The organism is Agarivorans sp., assembly GCF_050295395.1.
Taxonomy (GTDB): Bacteria; Pseudomonadota; Gammaproteobacteria; order Enterobacterales; family Celerinatantimonadaceae; genus Agarivorans.
In genome coordinates, this window is sequence record NZ_JBNKPP010000125.1 from 1 (window position 1) to 19,445 (window position 19,445).

A 19,445-nucleotide genomic window follows, 5' to 3' on the forward strand; every position below is an offset into this window, starting at 1 on the left:
CTTGGGCTTTTTGCTGAGCCACTTCCATCAGTTTTTGAGACGCTTCGATAAGGGCTTGAGTTTTCGCTTCAATTGCCGCTTTATCTTCGCCTTTGCTGGCTGTTTCTAGTTCAGTTACAGCCGCTTCAATTTTCTCTTTATCTTCTTCAGAAAGTGCATCGCCAGCTTCAGTAACTTGCTTACGGGTACCGTGAACTAAAGCATCCGCTTGGTTACGCGCCTGAACTAACTCTTCAAATTTCTTATCATCTTCAGCGTGAGCTTCAGCGTCATTTACCATCTTGTTGATTTCATCATCAGATAGACCAGAAGAAGCTTGAATGGTAATTTTCTGCTCTTTACCGGTGTCTTTATCTTTGGCAGATACGTGTAAGATACCATCAGCATCCAAATCGAAGGTCACTTCAATTTGTGGTACACCGCGCTGTGCAGGACGAATACCTTCTAGGTTAAATTGACCCAAAGATTTGTTATCAGCAGCACGCTTACGCTCACCTTGAATCACGTGAACAGTTACCGCGCTTTGATTATCTTCAGCGGTTGAGAATACCTGTGAACCCTTAGTTGGGATGGTGGTATTTTTCTCAACAACGCGAGTCATTACCCCACCCATGGTTTCAATACCAAGAGATAGTGGAGTTACGTCTAGTAGCAATACGTCAGTTTTGTCGCCAGACAATACCGCACCTTGAATCGCAGCGCCCATAGCTACCGCTTCATCAGGGTTAACGTCTTTACGAGGCTCTTTACCAAAGAACTCAGTTACGGCACTTTGTACTAAAGGCATACGAGTTTGGCCACCTACTAAAATCACGTCGTTGATGTCACCTACAGATAGGTCAGCATCTTGCAGTGCAATACGTAGCGGCTCTAAAGAACGTTGTACTAAATCTTCAACCAAAGACTCTAACTTAGCACGAGTCACTTTAATGTTTAGGTGTTTAGGACCACTTGCATCAGCAGTGATGTAAGGTAGGTTTACATCTGTTTGTTGTGCTGACGATAGCTCACACTTAGCTTTTTCAGCGGCTTCTTTTAGACGCTGCATCGCTAGTGGATCAGTTTTAAGGTCAAAACCTTGGTCTTTCTTAAACTGTTCAACTAAGTAGTTGATTAAGCGGTTATCGAAGTCTTCACCACCTAAGTGAGTATCACCGTTGGTTGCCAACACTTCGAAGGTTTTTTCGCCATCAACTTCATCAATTTCAATGATTGAGATATCGAAAGTACCACCACCTAAGTCGTATACTGCTACTACATTGTCACCCTTGGTATTGTTAACACCGTAAGCGAAGGCTGCAGCGGTAGGCTCGTTGATAATACGTTTTACTTCTAGACCAGCGATACGGCCAGCATCTTTAGTGGCTTGACGTTGCGAATCATTAAAGTAAGCAGGTACGGTAATAACCGCTTCAGTCACTTTCTCACCAAGGTAGTCCTCGGCAGTCTTTTTCATTTTTTTCAATACTTCAGCTGAAATTTGAGGTGGCGCTTTTTTGTCACCTTTTACTTCAACCCAAGCATCACCATTATCAGCATTAACGATGCTGAAAGGCATAATTTCGATATCACGTTGAACTTCGTCATCAGTAAAACGACGACCGATTAAACGCTTAATCGCAAATAAAGTATTTTTAGGGTTAGTTACCGCTTGGCGCTTTGCAGGTTGACCCACTAAGGTTTCGCCATCTTCAGTAAAAGCAATGATAGATGGGGTTGTGCGATCGCCTTCTGCGTTCTCAATAACTTTAGGGGTATCGCCGTCTAATATTGCAACACAAGAGTTAGTGGTTCCTAAGTCGATACCAATAATTCTACCCATGATGGTGTTCTCCAAATTCTGGTTTTAACTAATATTCTGTTGTTGAAAACTAAGTGGGGGCAGCAAATTTCTTTTCAAGGGAAAACAACAAAAAAACTTACTAAAAATGCTTACTCGTTAACTGAGCCACTGCTTTTCGGCTTAAACCAGCCCAAACCACAGCAGTTCAAAAAACCACCTACATTATCAAAAATAGTGCCAAAAATGATTTCACCTACAAGCTATGGTAGTATTCTCTTAACTTTAAGTTATATGGAGACATAAAATCTCCATTAGAATAGAGAGAAGGATAATGAAAAACGATCCAAAACTAAGCCTCACACATAGAATTATTATCGGCATGGTCGCTGGTATTGGCTTGGGTGTATTACTACAAAGTTTTTTTGCTGAATCTGTACTAGTTAAAGATTATTTGGTTGACGGCGCTTTAAACATCGTTGGTTCAATCTTTGTTGCCAGCCTTAAAATGCTAGTGGTACCACTGGTATTTGTCTCTTTGGTTTGTGGCGTATCTTCAATGAAAGATACCGCGCGCTTAGGTCGCTTAGGCGGTAAAACCGTTTTGCTTTACCTAGCCACTACCGCAATTGCCATTTCTCTAGCCATGGCGGTGGCTTTATTGGTTCGTCCAGGCACCGGTATGGAACTAAACAGCGAAACCAGCTTTGTGGCTAAAGAAGCGCCTAGCTTAAGCCAGGTTGTGATTAACATGTTCCCAGATAACCCTATCGCGTCTATGGCCCAAGGCAATATGCTGCAAATCATTGTATTTGCATTGTTATTTGGTATCGCTATTGCTATTTCCGGTGAACCCGGCAAACGTATCTCTAAGTTGTTTGAAGATTTTAATGTGGTGATCATGAAGCTGGTTACCATTTTAATGAACCTAGCCCCTTACGGTGTGTTTGCCTTATTAGCTAAGCTATTCTTTGGCATTGGCTTTGGCGCTATTGCCAGCTTATTAAGCTACTTTATGGTGGTATTAGCAGTATTGCTATTACATTCCTTAATCATCTACCCTTCACTATTAAAAGCGCTCACCGGCCTCAGCCCGATGTTGTTTATAAAGAAAATGCGTGAAGCCATTGTGTTTGCCTTTAGTACTGCCTCGTCTAACGCTACCATTCCGGTAACGATGGAGACTGCCACTCACAAGCTAGGTGTACGCAACTCAACCGCGTCATTTACCATTCCTTTAGGGGCAACCATTAACATGGATGGCACCTCTATCATGCAGGGTGTGGCCACTATCTTTATTGCAACGGTTTACGGTATTGACCTTACCGCAGGCAATTTCTTAATGGTCATCGTCACCGCCACACTTGCCTCTGTAGGCACTGCCGGTGTTCCAGGTGTGGGCTTAATTACCCTTGCGATGGTATTACAGCAAGTAGGTTTACCAGTAGAAGGCATAGCCTTGATTATTGGTGTAGACCGCCTGCTAGACATGGTGCGCACCGCGGTTAACATTACTGGTGATAGCATGGTAACTGTAGTGGTGGCTAAATCAGAGGGCGATCTTAATATCGAGACCTATAACAACCCGCTAGCAGGTTTATCAGAAGAAGAAGTTCATCTTCCTCATGAAGAAGCTAACGCTGCTAGCGTAAGCGCTAAGGCACAACAAGCCTAAACGCAGAATTAAATAATACAGCTATAAAAAACGCGGCTAACAGCCGCGTTTTTCTTATCTTCAATAATCTAATGACTAATCATCTAAGCCCATACGACTAATATTTAAGTCATTTAAAATGCCGTCTTGCAAAGAATAAACACAACCATGCACGGCCAGTGGCTGACCGCGGCTCCAAGCATTTTGCACAACGGTGGTTTCTGCCACATTTTTTACCTGTTCTACCACATTCAACTCACATAAGCGGTTAACTCGCTCTTCGAAGTTTTCGATGGCATCTAACTCTTGTTGGTAATAGCGGTACACATCTTTAATATGACGCAACCAGTTGTCGATCAAACCATGTTGTTCATCTTTCATGGCCGCCACCACACCACCGCAACCATAGTGCCCGGTCACAATGATGTGTTTTACCTTCAACACATCCACCGCATATTGAATAACAGAAAGACAATTAAGATCGGTATGAACCACTACGTTAGCGATATTACGATGCACAAATACTTCGCCGGGAGGCAAGCTCGCTAGTTGGTTAGCGGGAACTCGACTATCACTACAACCAATCCACATAAACTCTGGAGACTGTTGCTCACACAGATCAGAAAAAAACGTGGGGTTTTTCTCCTTCATTTTCTTTGCCCAAATACGATTATTATTGAGCAGGAGATCTACACCATTCATTGACACCTCGATTTACTATTACCACATCATTCCCTGTGCGGCTATATTGCCCGATAGCCTCGCTAACTACCAGCTTTTAAGTGGCCATTAAAAAGGCAGTTCGTTCTGTTGGGACAGATGCTGAGCGCTCGCCGCATCTAACTGCTGCCGGCGAAGCTCTCGTAATAAACGCCCTTTACGCTGCTTCATTAAGCGTAAGACATTTTGCTGCTCAGCCAGCGTTAAGCGCTGCCACTCAAAGCGTTCTTTACGAGTGCGAAAACAACCCAAACACAAACCTCGGCTATTGGTTTGACAAATACCGCGACAAGGATTTGGAATGTCGAAAATTTCTAGCTGTTCCATGTGGCGTGGTGCTCGACCTAAGTAATGCGAACAATTGTTATTCACTTAACCATGGCATAGTGAGGCCAAGAAGGTCAAAGTTTTTACCCAAAACCGCATAATCTAAGTGTGGTCGCGGCTTTACTAGGGGGCTAAACCCATGTTCAAAGTTAAAGTTTCCGCCAAAGGGGATAGCTCAACACAAACCCAGTCCAGCGGCAATCCAGTCATTTTCTTAGCAAATTTACAGATTAATTATGACTAATCCGCTCTTTGCCTAATAGCATAGTCGCAGAGAGCTCAGAGGTCGTTCGGGGGAGGGGTAATGGACAGCGCCGCGCCAAAGAAACAGCCTGGCAAATAAAAAAGCGTATCGATAACCACATTATCGATACGCTAGAGAGTTAAATCATAAAAGCCGATTAAGCGTTGGTATCAACCGAAGCCGGTTTTGAGATCATCACCATAGCAGGGCGCAATAAACGACCATTTAGCTCATAACCTTTTTGTAGCACAGCAACCACGGTATTGGCGGCAACACCTTCTACTTCTTGCATGCCCATGGCTTGATGCTTTTCTGGATCGAAAGCATGGTCTTGTGGGTCGACTACTTCAATACCAAACTTCTTAACGGCATCAATCAAAGTTTTAAGGGTTAACTCAACGCCTTCAATCATAGACGCCAAGGCGTCATCTTCGCGGTTGGCATGCTGCAGGGCCATTTCCATGTTATCAATCACAGGAAGCAGCTCATTGGCAAACTTTTCTAAAGCAAATTTACGTGCTTTTTCCACTTCTTGAGCTGAGCGGCGACGAATGTTTTCCACTTCGGCCTTGGCTCGAATAACACTGTCTTTCTGCTCTTCAACGGTTTGCTCAGCCTTAGCTAAACGCTCTAATAACTCAGCAACTGAAATTTCTTCACCGCCCTCGTCATTAGCCTGCGCTTGCTCGCTCGACTGTTCGCTCTGCAACTCTTCGGCATGCTCTTCCACTGGCTGCTCTACTTCGGTTTCTACAACTTCTTCAGGCTGTGGTTTATTTTGCTCACTGCTCATGCAGGGTCTCCGTAATACTTTAAAAAAACTAAATCTGAAGCCTATTATGGGGATCAAACAGAGGCTTTCAAGTGATAGTCACGATAAAACTGGCTGAGTTGTTAGCGCACGCGTTATAATCAACGACAACACAATGTTAAATCAACAAGTTATGACTCAAGCCTTCAATACTATCGGTTTAATCGGCAAACCCTATCACGAGGGAGCCAACAATACCCTCACTGCTCTCTATCATTGGTTGGCAGAGCAGTCTTATACGGTTTTGGTCGAAGAGCGAACTGGCCAAGAATTAAACATCGACAGTCCCAAGCTAGTCACCATTAATGAGCTGGGTGAACAAGCCGATCTAGCCATTGTGGTGGGCGGCGACGGTAATATGCTAGGCGCGGCACGGGTTCTATCTCGCTATAACGTAGCGGTTCTAGGAGTGAACCGAGGCAACCTAGGCTTTTTAACCGATCTTGATCCCTATAATTTCGAGCATCCGCTAAAAGCAGTATTAGATGGTGAATACATCACAGAGAAACGCTGCTTATTAGAAGCCAAAGTACTTCGTCATAACTCGGTAAAAAGTCTCAACAGTGCGGTGAATGAGGTGGTATTGCACTTAGAAAAAGTCGCCACCATGTTGGAATTTGAAGTCTACATCAATAACCACTTCATGCTTAGCCAACGCGCCGATGGCATTATTATTACCACGCCCACCGGCTCCACCGCCTATTCGTTATCTGCTGGCGGCCCGATCCTTACCCCCAATTTAGACGCGATAGCCTTAGTGCCAATGTTTCCCCATACCCTAAGCTCTCGGCCCATCGTAGTAGACAGCAACAGCGAAATTAAGCTGAAACTGTCTCATGAAAATAGTGAACACATGCACGTTAGCTGCGACAGCCATGTGTCGTTACCGGTATTGCCCGGCGATGAAGTTATTATTCGCAAACAGGCCCACCCCTTGCGCTTGGTTCACCCTAAAAACTACGACTATTTTAAAATTTTACGAACTAAGTTAGGCTGGGGCAGCCGGTTGTTTTAATTTAGCTATGTAATAACAAGGGAGTGTTATCTTGGCAACAGCAGTAAGCCCGCTGGTTAAGCAGCGTCAGGAAGTGATTAGCATCATGCAGCAACTTCGCTTTGGCGATGTACTCGATGTGCAATTCATCAAAGGCAGTAACGTTAGGATCAAATGCAAACTGGTAGGCTTAGACGATGCAAATTTTTTAATCTTTGCGGTTCCCCGCTACGCCCAGCACGGCCATAACGATGTATTGCAAGAAGGCATGGCCTGTATCGTACGTTCAATTATTGAAGGCGAAGCCGGACAGTGTATCGCTTTTCGCAGCAATATTACCGACATCATCAAATCGCCTAAGCACCTGTTGTTTGTTAAATATCCCAGTGAAATAGAACGCTTTAGTTTGCGTAAGCAACAACGCGCCAGCACCCGCATCCCTGCCATGTTAACCCACCGTTCATCGGTGCACGACCAGCAAATCGAAAATGATTTAAGCTTCGACGGAGTGATTGTAGATTTATCTGCGGGCGGTTGCCGCTTCAAAGTTAAATGGCCGGAGAGCTATGGTAAATGTTTATTAGATAAGGTTTTTATCTATATTCGTATACCCAGTCAGCCAGAAAATGACACGGTGATAGAAGGCAGTATAAAAAGTCAAAGTCGCGACGGCCACCAGCACCTCGCGCTTGGCATTAAATTTGACGAGCAAGCCGAGTTGCATGATTTATTCACCCACCTCGCCCTAGAGATTTAACGACAACTCTCACCTATCCACAACGGACGGCCCCACTAAGCCTTGGCGACGGGCCGATCAAACAGCTTAATTAGCAACAAAGCCGTCACCGCCATAAACAAAAAGCCCAAGTTTAAAGGGTAAACAGTATTATTAAAGCTGAGGCCAATTGCACTACCAATTGGGATCCCCACCAAGGTAGAAATACACGCCACAAAGGCCGAGCCCAAACCGGCGATTGCCCCCAACGGCTCCATCGCCAAGGAGTTAAGATTACCAAACAGTAAACCAATACAGAAAAAAGCCGGGATCAAATAAGTCATTAGCCAAAACAGGCTCGGCACGCCCTGAGTCTTCACTAACAATAGGCAAAATAGCGAGCTTAACCAAACCAAGCTCCACAGCGCCCATAGAATCATCCGCCGCATGCCCATTCGTAATACAATGCGTCCATTAACCACCGACGCTAAACCTATCGACATCGCCGATAAGGCAAATAATAGAGCGAAGTTATCCCCCTGTTGGTATAACTGAATAAATAACAAGGGAGCGCTGTTTAAATACCCCATAAAGCCGCCAAATACTAAGCCCGACACCAAGGTGTATACCAATGCTGTGCGCTCGGCAAACAACAATTTTAGGCCCGCTAGCATATTAGCGATGCTCAAGGCGCGGCGCTTTTCTACTGCCAGCGTCTCTTCTTGAAACAAGCAGAAGCAAATCCCCGTCACCAGCGCCATCGCCAACAATACACCAAAAATCCAACGCCAGCCGGCCAAGTTTAAGACCAGTTGGCCCAAGGCTGGCGCTACAATCGGCACCACAATAAAAATCGAAAATACCACCGACATCACACTGGCCATTTCCGCACCCTTTAACTTATCGCGCACCAGTGCAGTGGTGATAATTCGTGGTGCTGCAGCGCCTATTCCTTGCAATACTCGCCCGGCAAGGAGCCAAGCAAAAGAGTCAGCCAATACACACAGTAAACTGCCTAGTATGAACAGGCTATAGCCTAAATAAATGGGACGTTTGCGGCCAAAGGCATCGGATAAAGGGCCATAAATTAGCTGGCCAATCGACAAACCAATGAATAAAGAGGTAATAGTCCATTGGGCATAAGCCTGATTACTTAGAGAGAAATCTTCGGCAATCACCACTAAGGCAGGCAACATGGCGTCAACCGACAAGGCCACTAACGACATCATGCCGGCTAATAACAATACAAAGCCTTTAGACTGGTGCTGAGCGTGTTTCACTGGCAACTTCCATTGAAAAATATCGGCCTTATATCATGCCAAGCAAGCAATAGCGACCACGAAAAACCAGCCAAACGCTTACTATAAAAAATAGTTCATCGCTTGGCTGGCGGACTCAGCAAGTCACATAAAACGGTAAATACCGTGGGAACCCAGTAATAGCTAACTTGAAGGTTTTTCGTCGCTGTTGAGTAACATCGATAGCAGAGCCACTACGCCAGAACCGAGCATCAGTAACAACGATACCGCATTTAACACTGGGGTAGACCCTTCGCGTAGTCGGTCATACATGGCAATGGTTAAGGGGGCATCGGAACCCACCAACATCAAGGTGGTATTAAAGTTTTCAAAGGACATTAAAAAACTCACCACCGCAGCACCAATTAAAGCGGGTGATAGAAACGGTAATACTACCGTAACAAAAGCCACCCAGGGGCTAGCGCCGAGATTGAGTGCGGCTTCTTCTAGGCTGAAATCAAACTTACGCAAGCGAGCAATCACCACCAAGGTCGCGATAGTGGTAATAAAGGCCACCTGCCCTAGTACCACCAATACAAAACCCGGTCTCAACCACTGTAGATCCCAGCCAATGGTGTTCTCTAAGCTATTGGCCAAGCCGCTACTGGCCACCAAAATAGCCACACCAAGAATTACCCCGGGAATCACCAAGGGCAATAACAAACCAATGTATAACCAGTTTTTCCCAGGAAAATCAAAACGCACAAACAGCCAAGCATTGGCCGTAGCGAGTAACAGCGAAAACAGCGTCACTAAACAGGCTATCATCGCGCTCACGCCAATACTGGATAACAAACCTTGGTCATAAAAAATCCCTAACTTGGGTTCCTCCTGACCAATGAACCAGTCTAAGGTAAAGCCCTGCCAAGGCAGAGCAGCAAACACGCTGTCATTAAAGGCAAATACCGCCACTACGGTTAAGGGCAAGGCTAAGAACAACAGAAACAACAGGATGTAACTCACATAAGCCGACTTCGCAGGACCACGTAATTGGTGCAACATAAACCATTACCTCCCTAAGGTTCGGCTAAACGATTGGCCGCTGAGTTTTAAACCCAAAGCCACCACCAATGAAGAAACCAACAGCAATATCACACCAAAGGCCGCGCCGAGTTCCCAGTTAAATCGGGTAATAAATTGGGTAAAAATTTGCTCGGTAAACCACAAACTGTCTTTGCCGCCCAGTAAACGCGGGGTTAAATAATTGCCCAGACACAACATAAACACCATGATACAGCCAGAGACAATGCCCGGCATAGCATAAGGCACCACGATAGAACGCGTAACATTCCAGCCGTTGCCGCCCAAATCATAACCCGCTTCGATTAAACTTTGATCCAAGCCTTCAAGGGTACTCACCAAGGGCACCACCATGAATAACATCGAGGTATAAACCAGCCCCACTAACATGCTTACATCATTATATAAAAACTCGATGGGTTGCTCGCTTAAGCCCAGCGCCATTAGGCCTTGGCTAATCACTCCCGACTCTCGCAACAGAATCATCCAACCGTAAGTGCGTACTAACTCACTCACCCAAAATGGCAGCAAGCAACTCAGCAATAACAAACGCTTGGTTTTACCCTTGGCGACCTTGGCGATATAAAAAGCCACCGGGAAACTGACCAACAAGGTAATTAAGGTGGCCAATAAAGACATCCAAACCGTTCTTAATAAGGTACGCCAATACAAGGGCTCTGAAAAAAACTGCTGATACTGATACCAACCATGACTGTCGCCTGCCATGTAATCACGTTTAATAAACGACAGCTCTACCATCTGCAAATGCGGCAGTACAATCAGCAGTACAAACCACAGCACAAAGGGCAATAACAGCAGATAGAATCCTAGCGTTTTAGCTTTCACTCGCCACCTCGGCAGCAATACAGATCGCCTGTTTGGCATTCCAATAAATACGCAATTGGCTACCCACTACTACATGCTGTAAGGAGAAGTCGGCGCCGGGGGCCACTTTGTATAAATCATGGTGGTGAATATCGCGCACCACCAGTGTCGAGCTTGCGCCATCAAACAAGCACTCTTCCACTTGTACATCAAACTGATTATCGGCTTGCACATCTTGCCCCGCCTCGGCAATGCCAATCGCTTCGGGGCGAATGAATACATTCACTCGCGCATTCACGCTATAGGCGTGAGGAGTGGCAACAATTAAGTGTCGCCCACGGGCGGTTTTCAGTAACGCGATGTCTTTTTTCTGTTCAAACACCAAGGCTTTTAAACTATTGGTTTGGCCAACAAACTTGGCCACAAAAGCACTCTTGGGTTGATAATAAAGCTCTTGGGGGCTGGCTAATTGCTCAAACTTACCATGATTCATCACCGCCACTTTATCCGACATGACCAAGGCTTCCGACTGATCATGAGTGATGTAAATAAAGGTGGTGCCAAATTCTCGCTGTAAGTGTTTTAACTCTACTTTCATTTTCTCGCGAAGCTTTAAATCTAAGGCTCCTAAGGGTTCATCTAATAGCAATAGGCGCGGTTCTAACACTAAGCTACGAGCTATCGCAATGCGTTGCTTTTGCCCACCAGATAACTGAGAAATTTGCTTTTGCTGGCTGCCATTTAAGCCCACTCGCTCCAATACATCGGTGATTTTTCGCGTTCGCTCAGCCGCCTTCACGCCGCGGCGTTTCAGGCCATAGGCGATGTTTTCGGCCACATTCATATTGGGAAACAAGGCCAAATGCTGAAACACCATATTCACTGGGCGTTTATTTGGTGCTAGCTCATTCACTCGTTTCTGATGAATACGAATTTCGCCTTCACTGGGTGACTCAAAGCCGGCCAACATTCTTAATAGCGTCGTTTTGCCGCAGCCCGAGGGGCCTAAAATAGAGAAAAAAGACCCTGCTTCTACAGCAAAGTTGAGGCCGTCTACTGCAGTGAAATCAGCAAAACGTTTAGAGAGGTGTTCACACTCAAGATCAAAATTAGCGTTATCCGCCATAGTACATCCAAGTTAAAGCTGAGGGGCCAAGCGGCCCCTAATGATTTATTGTGCCGCTTGTACGCGGTCTAATACTTTTCCTTCCATGGCTTCTAGGCCAGCAGGAACGGCGGGATACCACTTGATGTTATCGATGTCGTCACTGCTAAAGCTGGTATTAAACTGAGTCTTAGCCTGCTCGTTTACAAAGGCGTCTGAGCCCTTAGAAGCAGTAAAGTTGCCGGCAGCTTCAGTGATTTTAGCGGCAATTTCAGGACGCATAACAAAGTTGATCCACTTATAAGCGGCATCTACAGCTTTAGATTTTCGAGGAATAGCAAAGGTATCAATCCAGCCTAAAGCACCTGATTTAGGAGCCACAAACTGAATGTTTTGCTGATCACGATTTAGCTTCCAGCCACCGGCATCCCAAGCCATCGCTGCAACCACCTCATTTGAGCGGATCAAGTTCATTAACTCGTCGCCACCGGACCAATAGGCTTTCACTAAAGGCTTACAGTCGATTAAGGCTGCTTCCACCTTATTCAAAATCGCTTGATACTTGCCCGCATCGCTGTAAGCGGCAAAGGGGTCTTCACCCAAGGCAAAGGCAAAGCCAATCAAGGTGGGACGTTTCAAGCGGTAAGACACCTTACCGGCATATTTTTTCTGACATAAATCGGTGTAGTCGGCGACATCCTTGGCCATGTCAGTATTCACTACCAAGCCGCTGGTTCCCCAAACGTGAGGCACACCAAACACCTTATCTCCCACCGCAGTGTTTTTCTTGGTGGCCGCCAACATAGAGGTAATAAACTTGTCTTGTTCAATACGGGATAAATCGATGGCTTGGTAAATACCAAACTGTTGCTGAACGCCAGTAATACGGTCTTGACTGGGTTGGGCCAAATCAAAACCCGAACCGCCAGTAGCGCGTAGCTTAGAAATCATGTCTTCGTTGTTTGATTTAGTCACCTTCACCTCAATGCCGGTTTCCTTTTCAAACAGATCAATCACCTCTTGCGGAGCATAGCCTCCCCAAGTTAATAAGCGTAATGTTTCTGCACTGGCCTGTGCACTCATTGCTGCGCCCATACTAAGTAGCAAGGCACTTAGTGTTAAACGTTTATTCAACATAATATCTTCCATGTATTCTAGGTTAATTGGCATACCGACAAGCGCGGCACATATACAACAACTATTTGATAAACATGCACGAATTCGATGACACTAATGTGACAAACTCCATCCTAGTAGCAAATCCTAAGGCTGAAAAGCCTAACCACTAGCTTTTATTGCCACAGAGACGATAGCAGCCTACAGTACGATGCTAAGAACCAGCGACATTTCAAACTTATCTATAGATTTTGCCTAAAATTTGTCTAGTGAGCATTCATATTCACTAATAAAACAGGGAATTCACCGCACACCATACTAGTGCGCGTTTTTTACCCACAACTCGATTGTTTTTTAAGCTAAGCGCTCAAGCTAGCCCTCTAATAAACTTTTAAACTTGATGCTTGCGCCAATTCTCAAGTCGCTATATATTTATACAGTTACTGTATAAATGAACAGGTTTAGGAAAATGCTCACTCAATTAAGCGTACAAAATTTTGCCATTGTTCGATTTCTTGAATTAGATCTGCATGCAGGGATGACCACCATCACCGGCGAAACTGGCGCAGGTAAATCGATTGCTATCGATGCCTTAGGCTTATGTTTAGGCAATCGAGCCGAAGCGGGCATGGTTAGACAAGGTGCCGACAAAACAGAAATTACTGCCCAATTTGATATAAGCGACAATCCTCACGCCCAATTATGGCTAAAACAAAATGAACTACTAAGTGACGAAGAATGCATTTTGCGCCGTGTGGTGACCAAAGAAGGACGCTCTAAGGCCTATATCAATGGCACGGCCGTGCCACTGGCTCAGCTAAAAAGCCTAGGCCAGTACTTAGTGAGCATTCACGGGCAACACGCCCACCAACTCTTACTCAAACCCAGCCAACAACTGGCTATTGTTGACCAATATGCCGCTCACCCACAGCTAATTACTGAGGTGAAACAGGCTTATCAAAGCTGGAAGGGCTTGTGTAACGAAAAAGAGCTGGCCGAACAGCAGCAAAATGAGCTAGCGGCACAACGTCAGTTATTGGAGTATCAAGTCAAAGAATTGGATGAATTTGCCCTGCAAAGCGGTGAATACCAAGAGATTGAACAACAACACCAATGTCTGTCTCACAGTACTGAATTACAACAAACCAGCTATCAGCTTAGTCAGTTGCTCGGACAAGACGAGCAAATGAATATCACCGACATGCTGGGTCAAGCCTGTAAAAGCATTAGCCAGTTGCTCGAGCTCGACCCTAAACTAGAAGCTATTAGCAACCTCATTCATGACGCACATATTCAAGTTGAAGAGGCCAGCTCGCAGCTTAGCCACTATAGTGAGCAACTAGATTTTGACCCAGAACTGTTTGCCGAGCTAGAAGCTCGCCTAGGTCAAGCACTAGAGCTAGCAAGAAAACACCACACTAGCCCAGAACAATTGCCCGATTTACACCAAAGCTTACAACAACAATTAGACGAACTCAGCCAACAAAGCGAGCGCTTTGAGCACCTTAGCGAAGACATCGATAAGGCTTGGCAAGATTACCTAGAAAAAGCCCAGAAGCTATCGAAAAGCCGCGAACGAGCAGCTAACGCCCTGAGTAAACTGATAACTAAAGAGATCCATAAATTAAGCATGGCCAAGGCACAATGTGAGTTTGCCGTACAAAGTGATGCCCAGCAGTTTACCAATGCCAATGGTATTGACCGAGTAGAGCTACTGGTACGCACTAACCCCGGTCAAGCTATGCAAGCCATAGAAAAAGTGGCCTCAGGCGGTGAGCTATCTCGCATTGGCTTAGCCATTCAAGTGATATGCTCCGCCAGCATTCTAACCCCTACTTTGATTTTCGACGAAGTGGATGTTGGCATCAGCGGACCAACAGCAGCGGTAGTAGGTAGCATGTTGCGACAACTAGGTAAACAATGCCAAGTATTGTGTGTTACCCACCTACCGCAAGTGGCGGGCCATGGTCATCAGCAGATGTTGGTTAGCAAGCAACAGAAGAAAAATGAAACCATCACACAAATGCAAAACTTAAGCAGCGAGCAGCGACTCAGTGAGCTGGCCCGCTTGCTCGCGGGAGATGCCATCACCCCATCGGCATTGGCGAACGCACGAGAATTGTTGATAGAGGACTAATTTCTTAGTAATCGATGCTTCTTTTTAGGCCGGTGCTTAGTTATGATGCTTGCCTTAACAAGGAGCTTCGATTCACATGCGTTGTACTGCAAAAGTTTTAATTCTACTCGCCAGCCTAGGCTTAAGTGGCTGTTCAACCTTTAATTGGTTGGTATATAAGATTGATATACCCCAAGGTAACTACATTGACGATGCTAAAGTTGAGCAACTGCGTATTAATATGAGCAAAGAACAAGTGCGTTATGTACTTGGCACGCCGATGCTGATCGACGCTTTTGATAAAGAACGCTGGTACTACCTATATAGCTACAAAAGCGGTAACGGCGACTTTGAGAAGCGTAACCTAGTCATTCAGTTTGTTGACGACCACTTAGCCTTAGTAGAGGGAGATTACCAAGTCAGTAAAGACTTTATGGTTCCCTTGGAAGACAGCTAACAGACGCTTCAGCAACAACAAGCCAGATCATCGAATCTGGCTTTTTGCTATTAGCTGGCGGTGTTTTTAGTCTTGGGCCTACCACCCGTCACCTTGCTCGCACGCCCTTCGGCTTTAGCCCGCTCGGCTCTTATTTTACGAAGCTCTTTAGGATCGGCAATTAAAGGCCGATAAATCTCGATGCGGTCGCCATCCCGTAATTCTTGGTCAAGCTTTGCCATACGACTAAAAATACCTACGGTGGCATTTTCTGGGTCAATTTCAGGAAAATGCAACACAATGCCCGATTGCTTAATCGCACTTAAAATATCGCAGCCCTGCTCCACCTCTAGCGCTAACAAGACTTGGTTGTCGGGTAGTCCGTAAACCACTTCTACTTTAATTTTCTCGGCCACCACTAATACACCTGTTTCGCTCTATCGACAAAGGCTTGCACCATATTGCCAGCAAGCTCGTTAAATACCCGACCAAAAGCAGCGGCAATCAGCCTATTACTAAACTCAAAATTCAAATCTAAGGCCACCTTGCAAGCTTGCTCATCCAAAGGAATAAACTGCCATACACCAGATAGTGATTTAAATGGACCATCAACCAAATTCATGTGAATTGACTGATTTTCACTCAGGGTATTTTCGGTAACAAACTTATTGCGAATGCCCGCTTTCGCCACACCTACCTCGGCAACCATACTCGACGGGCCTTGCTGAATAATTTCACTGTTAACACAACCGGGTAAAAACTCTGGGTAGGCCTTTACGTCATTCACCAATTGGTACATTTGCTCAGCACTGTACATCACTAAAGCACTACGATTTACTTGCGGCATAAACCCACTCTTCCAACAAAACTGACAACATTTTACCATTAGCTCTAGGGCCTGTTGACCTTTCGCGGTAAATTTTTGTTCGAGATAAAAGCGTTTTAATCGCGGCGAGAGGTTTGTCGCCTAGCATTCTAAGCAAAACACCTCTCAACAAAGAGTAAAACGCTTTTAACCGACCCCTTTGGGCAGCGTTTGTGGGGTCTTTCTACTGCGTTATTGGCTTATCAAGTAGAATAACTACATTTCAAAGCTTCTGCCTTGTATAAAAACCCCACAAAATGCTGCAAAAAACATCTCGAAAGATCAACAGGCCCTATAGATCCGCACAATATCAGTTTTCAAGCCTCGCTGCATGCGTATAATAGCGCCTATGAGTAAGAAAAAATCAAAACAAAAAGCCGGCTCAAATACCATCGCGTTAAATAAAAGAGCGCGTCATGAATACCGCATCGAAGATAAGTTTGAAGCGGGTCTTGAGCTACAGGGCTGGGAAGTAAAATCCATGCGAACCGGAAAGGTTAACATCGCAGAGAGCTACGTATACGTACGCGACGGCGAAGCCTTTATTTCTGGTTTAAACATTCAACCACTTATCTCTGCTTCCACCCACGTGGTAGCCGACCCAACCCGTATTCGTAAGTTGCTGCTTAACCGCCGCGAACTGGATAACTTGACCGGTGCTGTTGAGCGTCAAGGTTATACCATTGTCGCCACTGCACTTTACTGGAAAGGCTCTTGGGCAAAACTAGAGATTGGCCTAGCCAAGGGTAAAAAAGACCAAGACAAGCGTGAAGACATTAAAGATCGCGAATGGCAGCGCACCAAAGAGCGGGTAATGAAACACAATCTGCGTTAATGCTAAACATTCCGTCAGCAAGGCGCAGCACCCGCGCCTTAATGTTTCTGTTTTAGCGAATACATCATGCATTAATCCTGCTTATCGACTTAGCACAAACTTCATTGCTAAAGCCTAGCTTAGTTACACAATTTGCCTAAAGCCTTTTAGCCAATGGGCAAACTACTAGCGGCATAGTTGCTGTTTAGAATTTATGCTTAAATACGCCTTGTTAAGGGAACAGTGTCGTTTATCCAACCAAGGGGATCTAGAATGTCCAAGGCAAGATTAATTGCATCAATCGATGTTGATGCCCAGAAAACCTTCACCCCACTTTGTCCCAACGAATTACCGGTTCCCGAAGGTGAGAAAATTGGTCCAGCGCTCAATGCACTGGCCGCTTACGCTGATCTGCGGGTAATGACAAAAGATGCCCATTCTGCTCAGGCTCCTTGGGTAGTTGACTCCCCCGAACAAATGTTACAAGCACTTGATTTAGAAAATGCCGATGTCACTTGGGTAGCCCATGCCGTCCCCGGAACCACCGGCTTTGAATTACTCGACGAACTGCCCTCCCCGCTAGACTATGATTACCGAGTCTATAAGGGTATTGAACCGGATTTACATCCCTACGGAGCTTGCTATCACGATCTGCAAGAGCAGGTGTCAACCGGCCTGATAGAATGGCTGAACTACCAAAACGTGGGCATTGTATTATTGGGCGGCTTAGCCTTAGACTACTGCGTAAAAACTACCGCGCTACAGCTTAAACGCGCTGGCTTCGACGTCGTGGTCGTATTGGAAGCCTGCCGAGGCATTGCAAGCGACACCAGCGAAACAGCCAAAACAGAATTGCTCGCCGCTAACATTCAGCTATGCGAACAAATCAGCCAACTGCCAGCACTACTAGCAACCCTCAATGATTAAGCCATAGCAATGAGAGATCCGATGATGTCTGGCCGCCCCCTGATTCAAGGCATACTCGATACCGACTTCTACAAACTCACCATGGCTCAGGCCTATTTGCACCAAGCGCCCAATGCCGAAGCCGAGTGGGAATTTAAATGCCGTAGTGAAGAAGATCTCAGCATCTATGTTCCCGAGCTAAAAGCTCAGGTAGAGAGCTTCGCCGAACACACCCTGAGCGACCAAGAGTCTCAGTACCTAAGGCAAAACTTTAGCTTTATATCAGACGACTACCTACAGTGGTTAAAACAGTTTCGCTACCAGCCAGAGTTACTGTCAATTGAAGCGCGTAACGGTCAGCTAGTGGTAAGCGGGAAAGGCCCTCAACTGCAAGTTTCACCTTTTGAAATCCCGCTAATGGCAGCCTTGTCGGAAATTCGCAACCGTCATCGCTACCCGCAGATAAACCCAGAGCACATTGAGCAAGCCACCAATAGTAAAATAAAATCACTGGAAAGGATGGGCGATAAAGTTGACCTCAGTGGATTCCGCTTCGCCGATTTTGGTACCCGCAGGCGTTTTTCTTATGCCGCGCAGCAGCAAATCATTGCCCAGCTACAACAGCAACTGCCCGCAAACTTTGTTGGCACCTCCAACCCATTGTTAGCAAAACAATTTAACCTAGCCTGCATTGGCACCATGGCCCACGAATGGTTTCAAACCCATCAACAGCTCGGCTATCAGCTGGCCGACTCGCAACGCGCCGCACTAGAGAATTGGATTACCGAATACCGGGACGACCTAGGCATTGCCCTCACTGACATTATTGGTATCGATGCTTTTTGTCGTGATCTAAACCGCCAGCTAGCAAGCAACTATAGCGGCTTTCGCCACGACTCCGGCGATCCCATCCTCTGGGGTGAAGCCATTGTGGCCCGACTAGAAGCGCTACAAGTCGACCCCAGCAACAAAACACTGGTATTTAGCGATGGGCTAAACTTCGAGCGCGCCGTTGCCATTTACCAACACTTTCATGGCCGAATTGGCCTCAGTTTCGGTATTGGAACCTGGCTGATGGGCGACCTTGGCCTAAACCAACCCATAAACATGGTAATGAAGATGGTGCGACTGAACGGCCACCCAGTAGCAAAAATTTCTGATAGCCCAGGTAAAACCATGTGTCGAGATAGAGCCTTCTTAAAATCACTCATGAAGGTTTTTGCGGTCAACTCCACCACCCGCAATGCGGTACTGGCTCAATTAAATTAGGCCACATTCAGCACTTACGGTCGACAACTCAGGCCATCGTTTAAATTCGCAGCAGTCAATAACACAATGCTAGGTGAACACCTAACAACTGTGTTACACTGCGCCAAATTCCGGGGCTGAATTGGATTCGACAGGATCAGGAAGGCTTGTGGAGCATGTCGTGGGGCGGTTTGCCACGTAAAAAGCCGCAAAAAAATAGTCGCAAACGACGAAAACTACGCACTAGCAGCTTAATAACCTGCTAGAGCACTTCTACCCTAGCTTCCGCTTGTAAGACGGGGATTCATAGAAGTTCAAAACCAAACAAGATAGCGAGGGAAGCTTTGACTAGAGAGCTGAACCGCGAAATAGAATTCTGGTATGTTAATTAGTGGCGTGTTTGTCCGCAGCTGATTAACGAGAATAAAGACAAACTAAGCATGTAGCGCCA

General features: G+C 45.8%; 19 protein-coding genes and 1 other RNA gene. 9 read left to right on the forward strand and 11 right to left on the reverse strand.

Annotation, left to right across the window (positions count from 1 at the left end):
* Positions 1-1,822, reverse strand: a 1,822-nt coding sequence (dnaK, locus tag ACQY6Q_RS07315; protein ID WP_427979658.1) for a molecular chaperone DnaK, incomplete at its 3' end; no start/stop codon positions are given.
* Between the two features lie 292 nt (positions 1,823-2,114).
* Here dnaK and ACQY6Q_RS07320 point away from each other — a divergent pair.
* Entirely contained in the window at positions 2,115-3,455 is a 1,341-nt protein-coding gene (locus ACQY6Q_RS07320) for a dicarboxylate/amino acid:cation symporter (RefSeq protein WP_427979660.1), read from the forward strand.
* 75 nt (positions 3,456-3,530) lie between these two features.
* On the opposite strand, the gene can is transcribed toward ACQY6Q_RS07320, so the two are convergent.
* The 3 genes from can to grpE form a co-directional block, all read right to left on the reverse strand.
* The gene (can, locus tag ACQY6Q_RS07325) at positions 3,531-4,136 is read right to left on the reverse strand and encodes a carbonate dehydratase (RefSeq protein ID WP_055732457.1); all 606 of its coding nucleotides are present in this window, start codon (positions 4,134-4,136) and stop codon (positions 3,531-3,533) included.
* Positions 4,137-4,223: 87 nt separating this feature from the next.
* A complete protein-coding gene (locus ACQY6Q_RS07330; RefSeq protein ID WP_427979663.1) occupies positions 4,224-4,481 on the reverse strand; it encodes a DUF1289 domain-containing protein in 258 nt (85 codons plus the stop codon).
* Between the two features lie 401 nt (positions 4,482-4,882).
* Positions 4,883-5,518, reverse strand: a complete 636-nt coding sequence (gene grpE / locus ACQY6Q_RS07335) for a nucleotide exchange factor GrpE (protein ID WP_427979666.1) — start codon at positions 5,516-5,518, stop codon at positions 4,883-4,885.
* A gap of 151 nt (positions 5,519-5,669) precedes the next feature.
* On the opposite strand from grpE, the gene nadK reads away from it, so the two are divergent.
* Both nadK and ACQY6Q_RS07345 read left to right on the forward strand, forming a co-directional pair.
* Entirely contained in the window at positions 5,670-6,551 is an 882-nt protein-coding gene (nadK, locus tag ACQY6Q_RS07340; RefSeq protein ID WP_427979695.1) for an NAD(+) kinase, read from the forward strand.
* 31 nt (positions 6,552-6,582) lie between these two features.
* Positions 6,583-7,287: a flagellar brake protein gene (locus tag ACQY6Q_RS07345; RefSeq protein ID WP_055732461.1), complete on the forward strand. Its 705-nt coding sequence runs from the start codon at positions 6,583-6,585 to the stop codon at positions 7,285-7,287.
* Positions 7,288-7,322: 35 nt separating this feature from the next.
* Here the strand turns inward: ACQY6Q_RS07345 and ACQY6Q_RS07350 are convergent, their stop codons facing one another.
* The 5 genes from ACQY6Q_RS07350 to ACQY6Q_RS07370 form a co-directional block, all read right to left on the reverse strand.
* On the reverse strand, positions 7,323-8,525 hold the full coding sequence (locus tag ACQY6Q_RS07350) for a multidrug effflux MFS transporter (RefSeq protein WP_427979669.1): 1,203 nt from the start codon (positions 8,523-8,525) through the stop codon (positions 7,323-7,325).
* Between the two features lie 162 nt (positions 8,526-8,687).
* Positions 8,688-9,545 carry an ABC transporter permease gene (locus ACQY6Q_RS07355; protein WP_427979671.1) on the reverse strand — a complete coding sequence of 286 codons (858 nt, stop codon included), beginning with the start codon at positions 9,543-9,545 and terminating at the stop codon, positions 8,688-8,690.
* A gap of 6 nt (positions 9,546-9,551) precedes the next feature.
* The gene (locus ACQY6Q_RS07360; RefSeq protein WP_055732464.1) at positions 9,552-10,409 is read right to left on the reverse strand and encodes an ABC transporter permease; all 858 of its coding nucleotides are present in this window, start codon (positions 10,407-10,409) and stop codon (positions 9,552-9,554) included.
* Complete coding sequence (locus ACQY6Q_RS07365) at positions 10,399-11,514, reverse strand: ABC transporter ATP-binding protein (RefSeq protein ID WP_427979673.1); 1,116 nt, start codon at positions 11,512-11,514, stop codon at positions 10,399-10,401. Before ACQY6Q_RS07365 ends, ACQY6Q_RS07360 begins: the two co-directional genes overlap by 11 nt.
* Positions 11,515-11,559: 45 nt before the next feature.
* Entirely contained in the window at positions 11,560-12,630 is a 1,071-nt protein-coding gene (locus tag ACQY6Q_RS07370) for an extracellular solute-binding protein (protein ID WP_427979675.1), read from the reverse strand.
* Positions 12,631-13,078: 448 nt separating this feature from the next.
* Between ACQY6Q_RS07370 and recN the strand changes: the two genes are divergently transcribed.
* Positions 13,079-14,746, forward strand: a complete 1,668-nt coding sequence (gene recN / locus ACQY6Q_RS07375; RefSeq protein WP_427979678.1) for a DNA repair protein RecN — start codon at positions 13,079-13,081, stop codon at positions 14,744-14,746.
* Between the two features lie 76 nt (positions 14,747-14,822).
* Positions 14,823-15,182: an outer membrane protein assembly factor BamE gene (locus tag ACQY6Q_RS07380; RefSeq protein ID WP_427979680.1), complete on the forward strand. Its 360-nt coding sequence runs from the start codon at positions 14,823-14,825 to the stop codon at positions 15,180-15,182.
* Between the two features lie 50 nt (positions 15,183-15,232).
* Here the strand turns inward: ACQY6Q_RS07380 and ACQY6Q_RS07385 are convergent, their stop codons facing one another.
* Positions 15,233-15,577, reverse strand: coding sequence for an RnfH family protein (locus ACQY6Q_RS07385; protein ID WP_427979683.1), 345 nt, complete (start codon positions 15,575-15,577; stop codon positions 15,233-15,235).
* 2 nt (positions 15,578-15,579) lie between these two features.
* Positions 15,580-16,008 carry an SRPBCC family protein gene (locus tag ACQY6Q_RS07390; protein ID WP_427979685.1) on the reverse strand — a complete coding sequence of 143 codons (429 nt, stop codon included), beginning with the start codon at positions 16,006-16,008 and terminating at the stop codon, positions 15,580-15,582.
* A 367-nt stretch (positions 16,009-16,375) separates the two neighbouring features.
* Between ACQY6Q_RS07390 and smpB the strand changes: the two genes are divergently transcribed.
* The 4 genes from smpB to ssrA form a co-directional block, all read left to right on the forward strand.
* Positions 16,376-16,861, forward strand: coding sequence for an SsrA-binding protein SmpB (gene smpB, locus ACQY6Q_RS07395; RefSeq protein ID WP_427979687.1), 486 nt, complete (start codon positions 16,376-16,378; stop codon positions 16,859-16,861).
* Between the two features lie 252 nt (positions 16,862-17,113).
* Entirely contained in the window at positions 17,114-17,767 is a 654-nt protein-coding gene (locus ACQY6Q_RS07400) for a nicotinamidase (protein WP_427979690.1), read from the forward strand.
* A gap of 21 nt (positions 17,768-17,788) precedes the next feature.
* A complete protein-coding gene (pncB, locus tag ACQY6Q_RS07405) occupies positions 17,789-19,015 on the forward strand; it encodes a nicotinate phosphoribosyltransferase (RefSeq protein ID WP_427979692.1) in 1,227 nt (408 codons plus the stop codon).
* Positions 19,016-19,127: 112 nt separating this feature from the next.
* Positions 19,128-19,445, forward strand: a transfer-messenger RNA (tmRNA) gene (gene ssrA, locus ACQY6Q_RS07410); the annotation flags it as partial.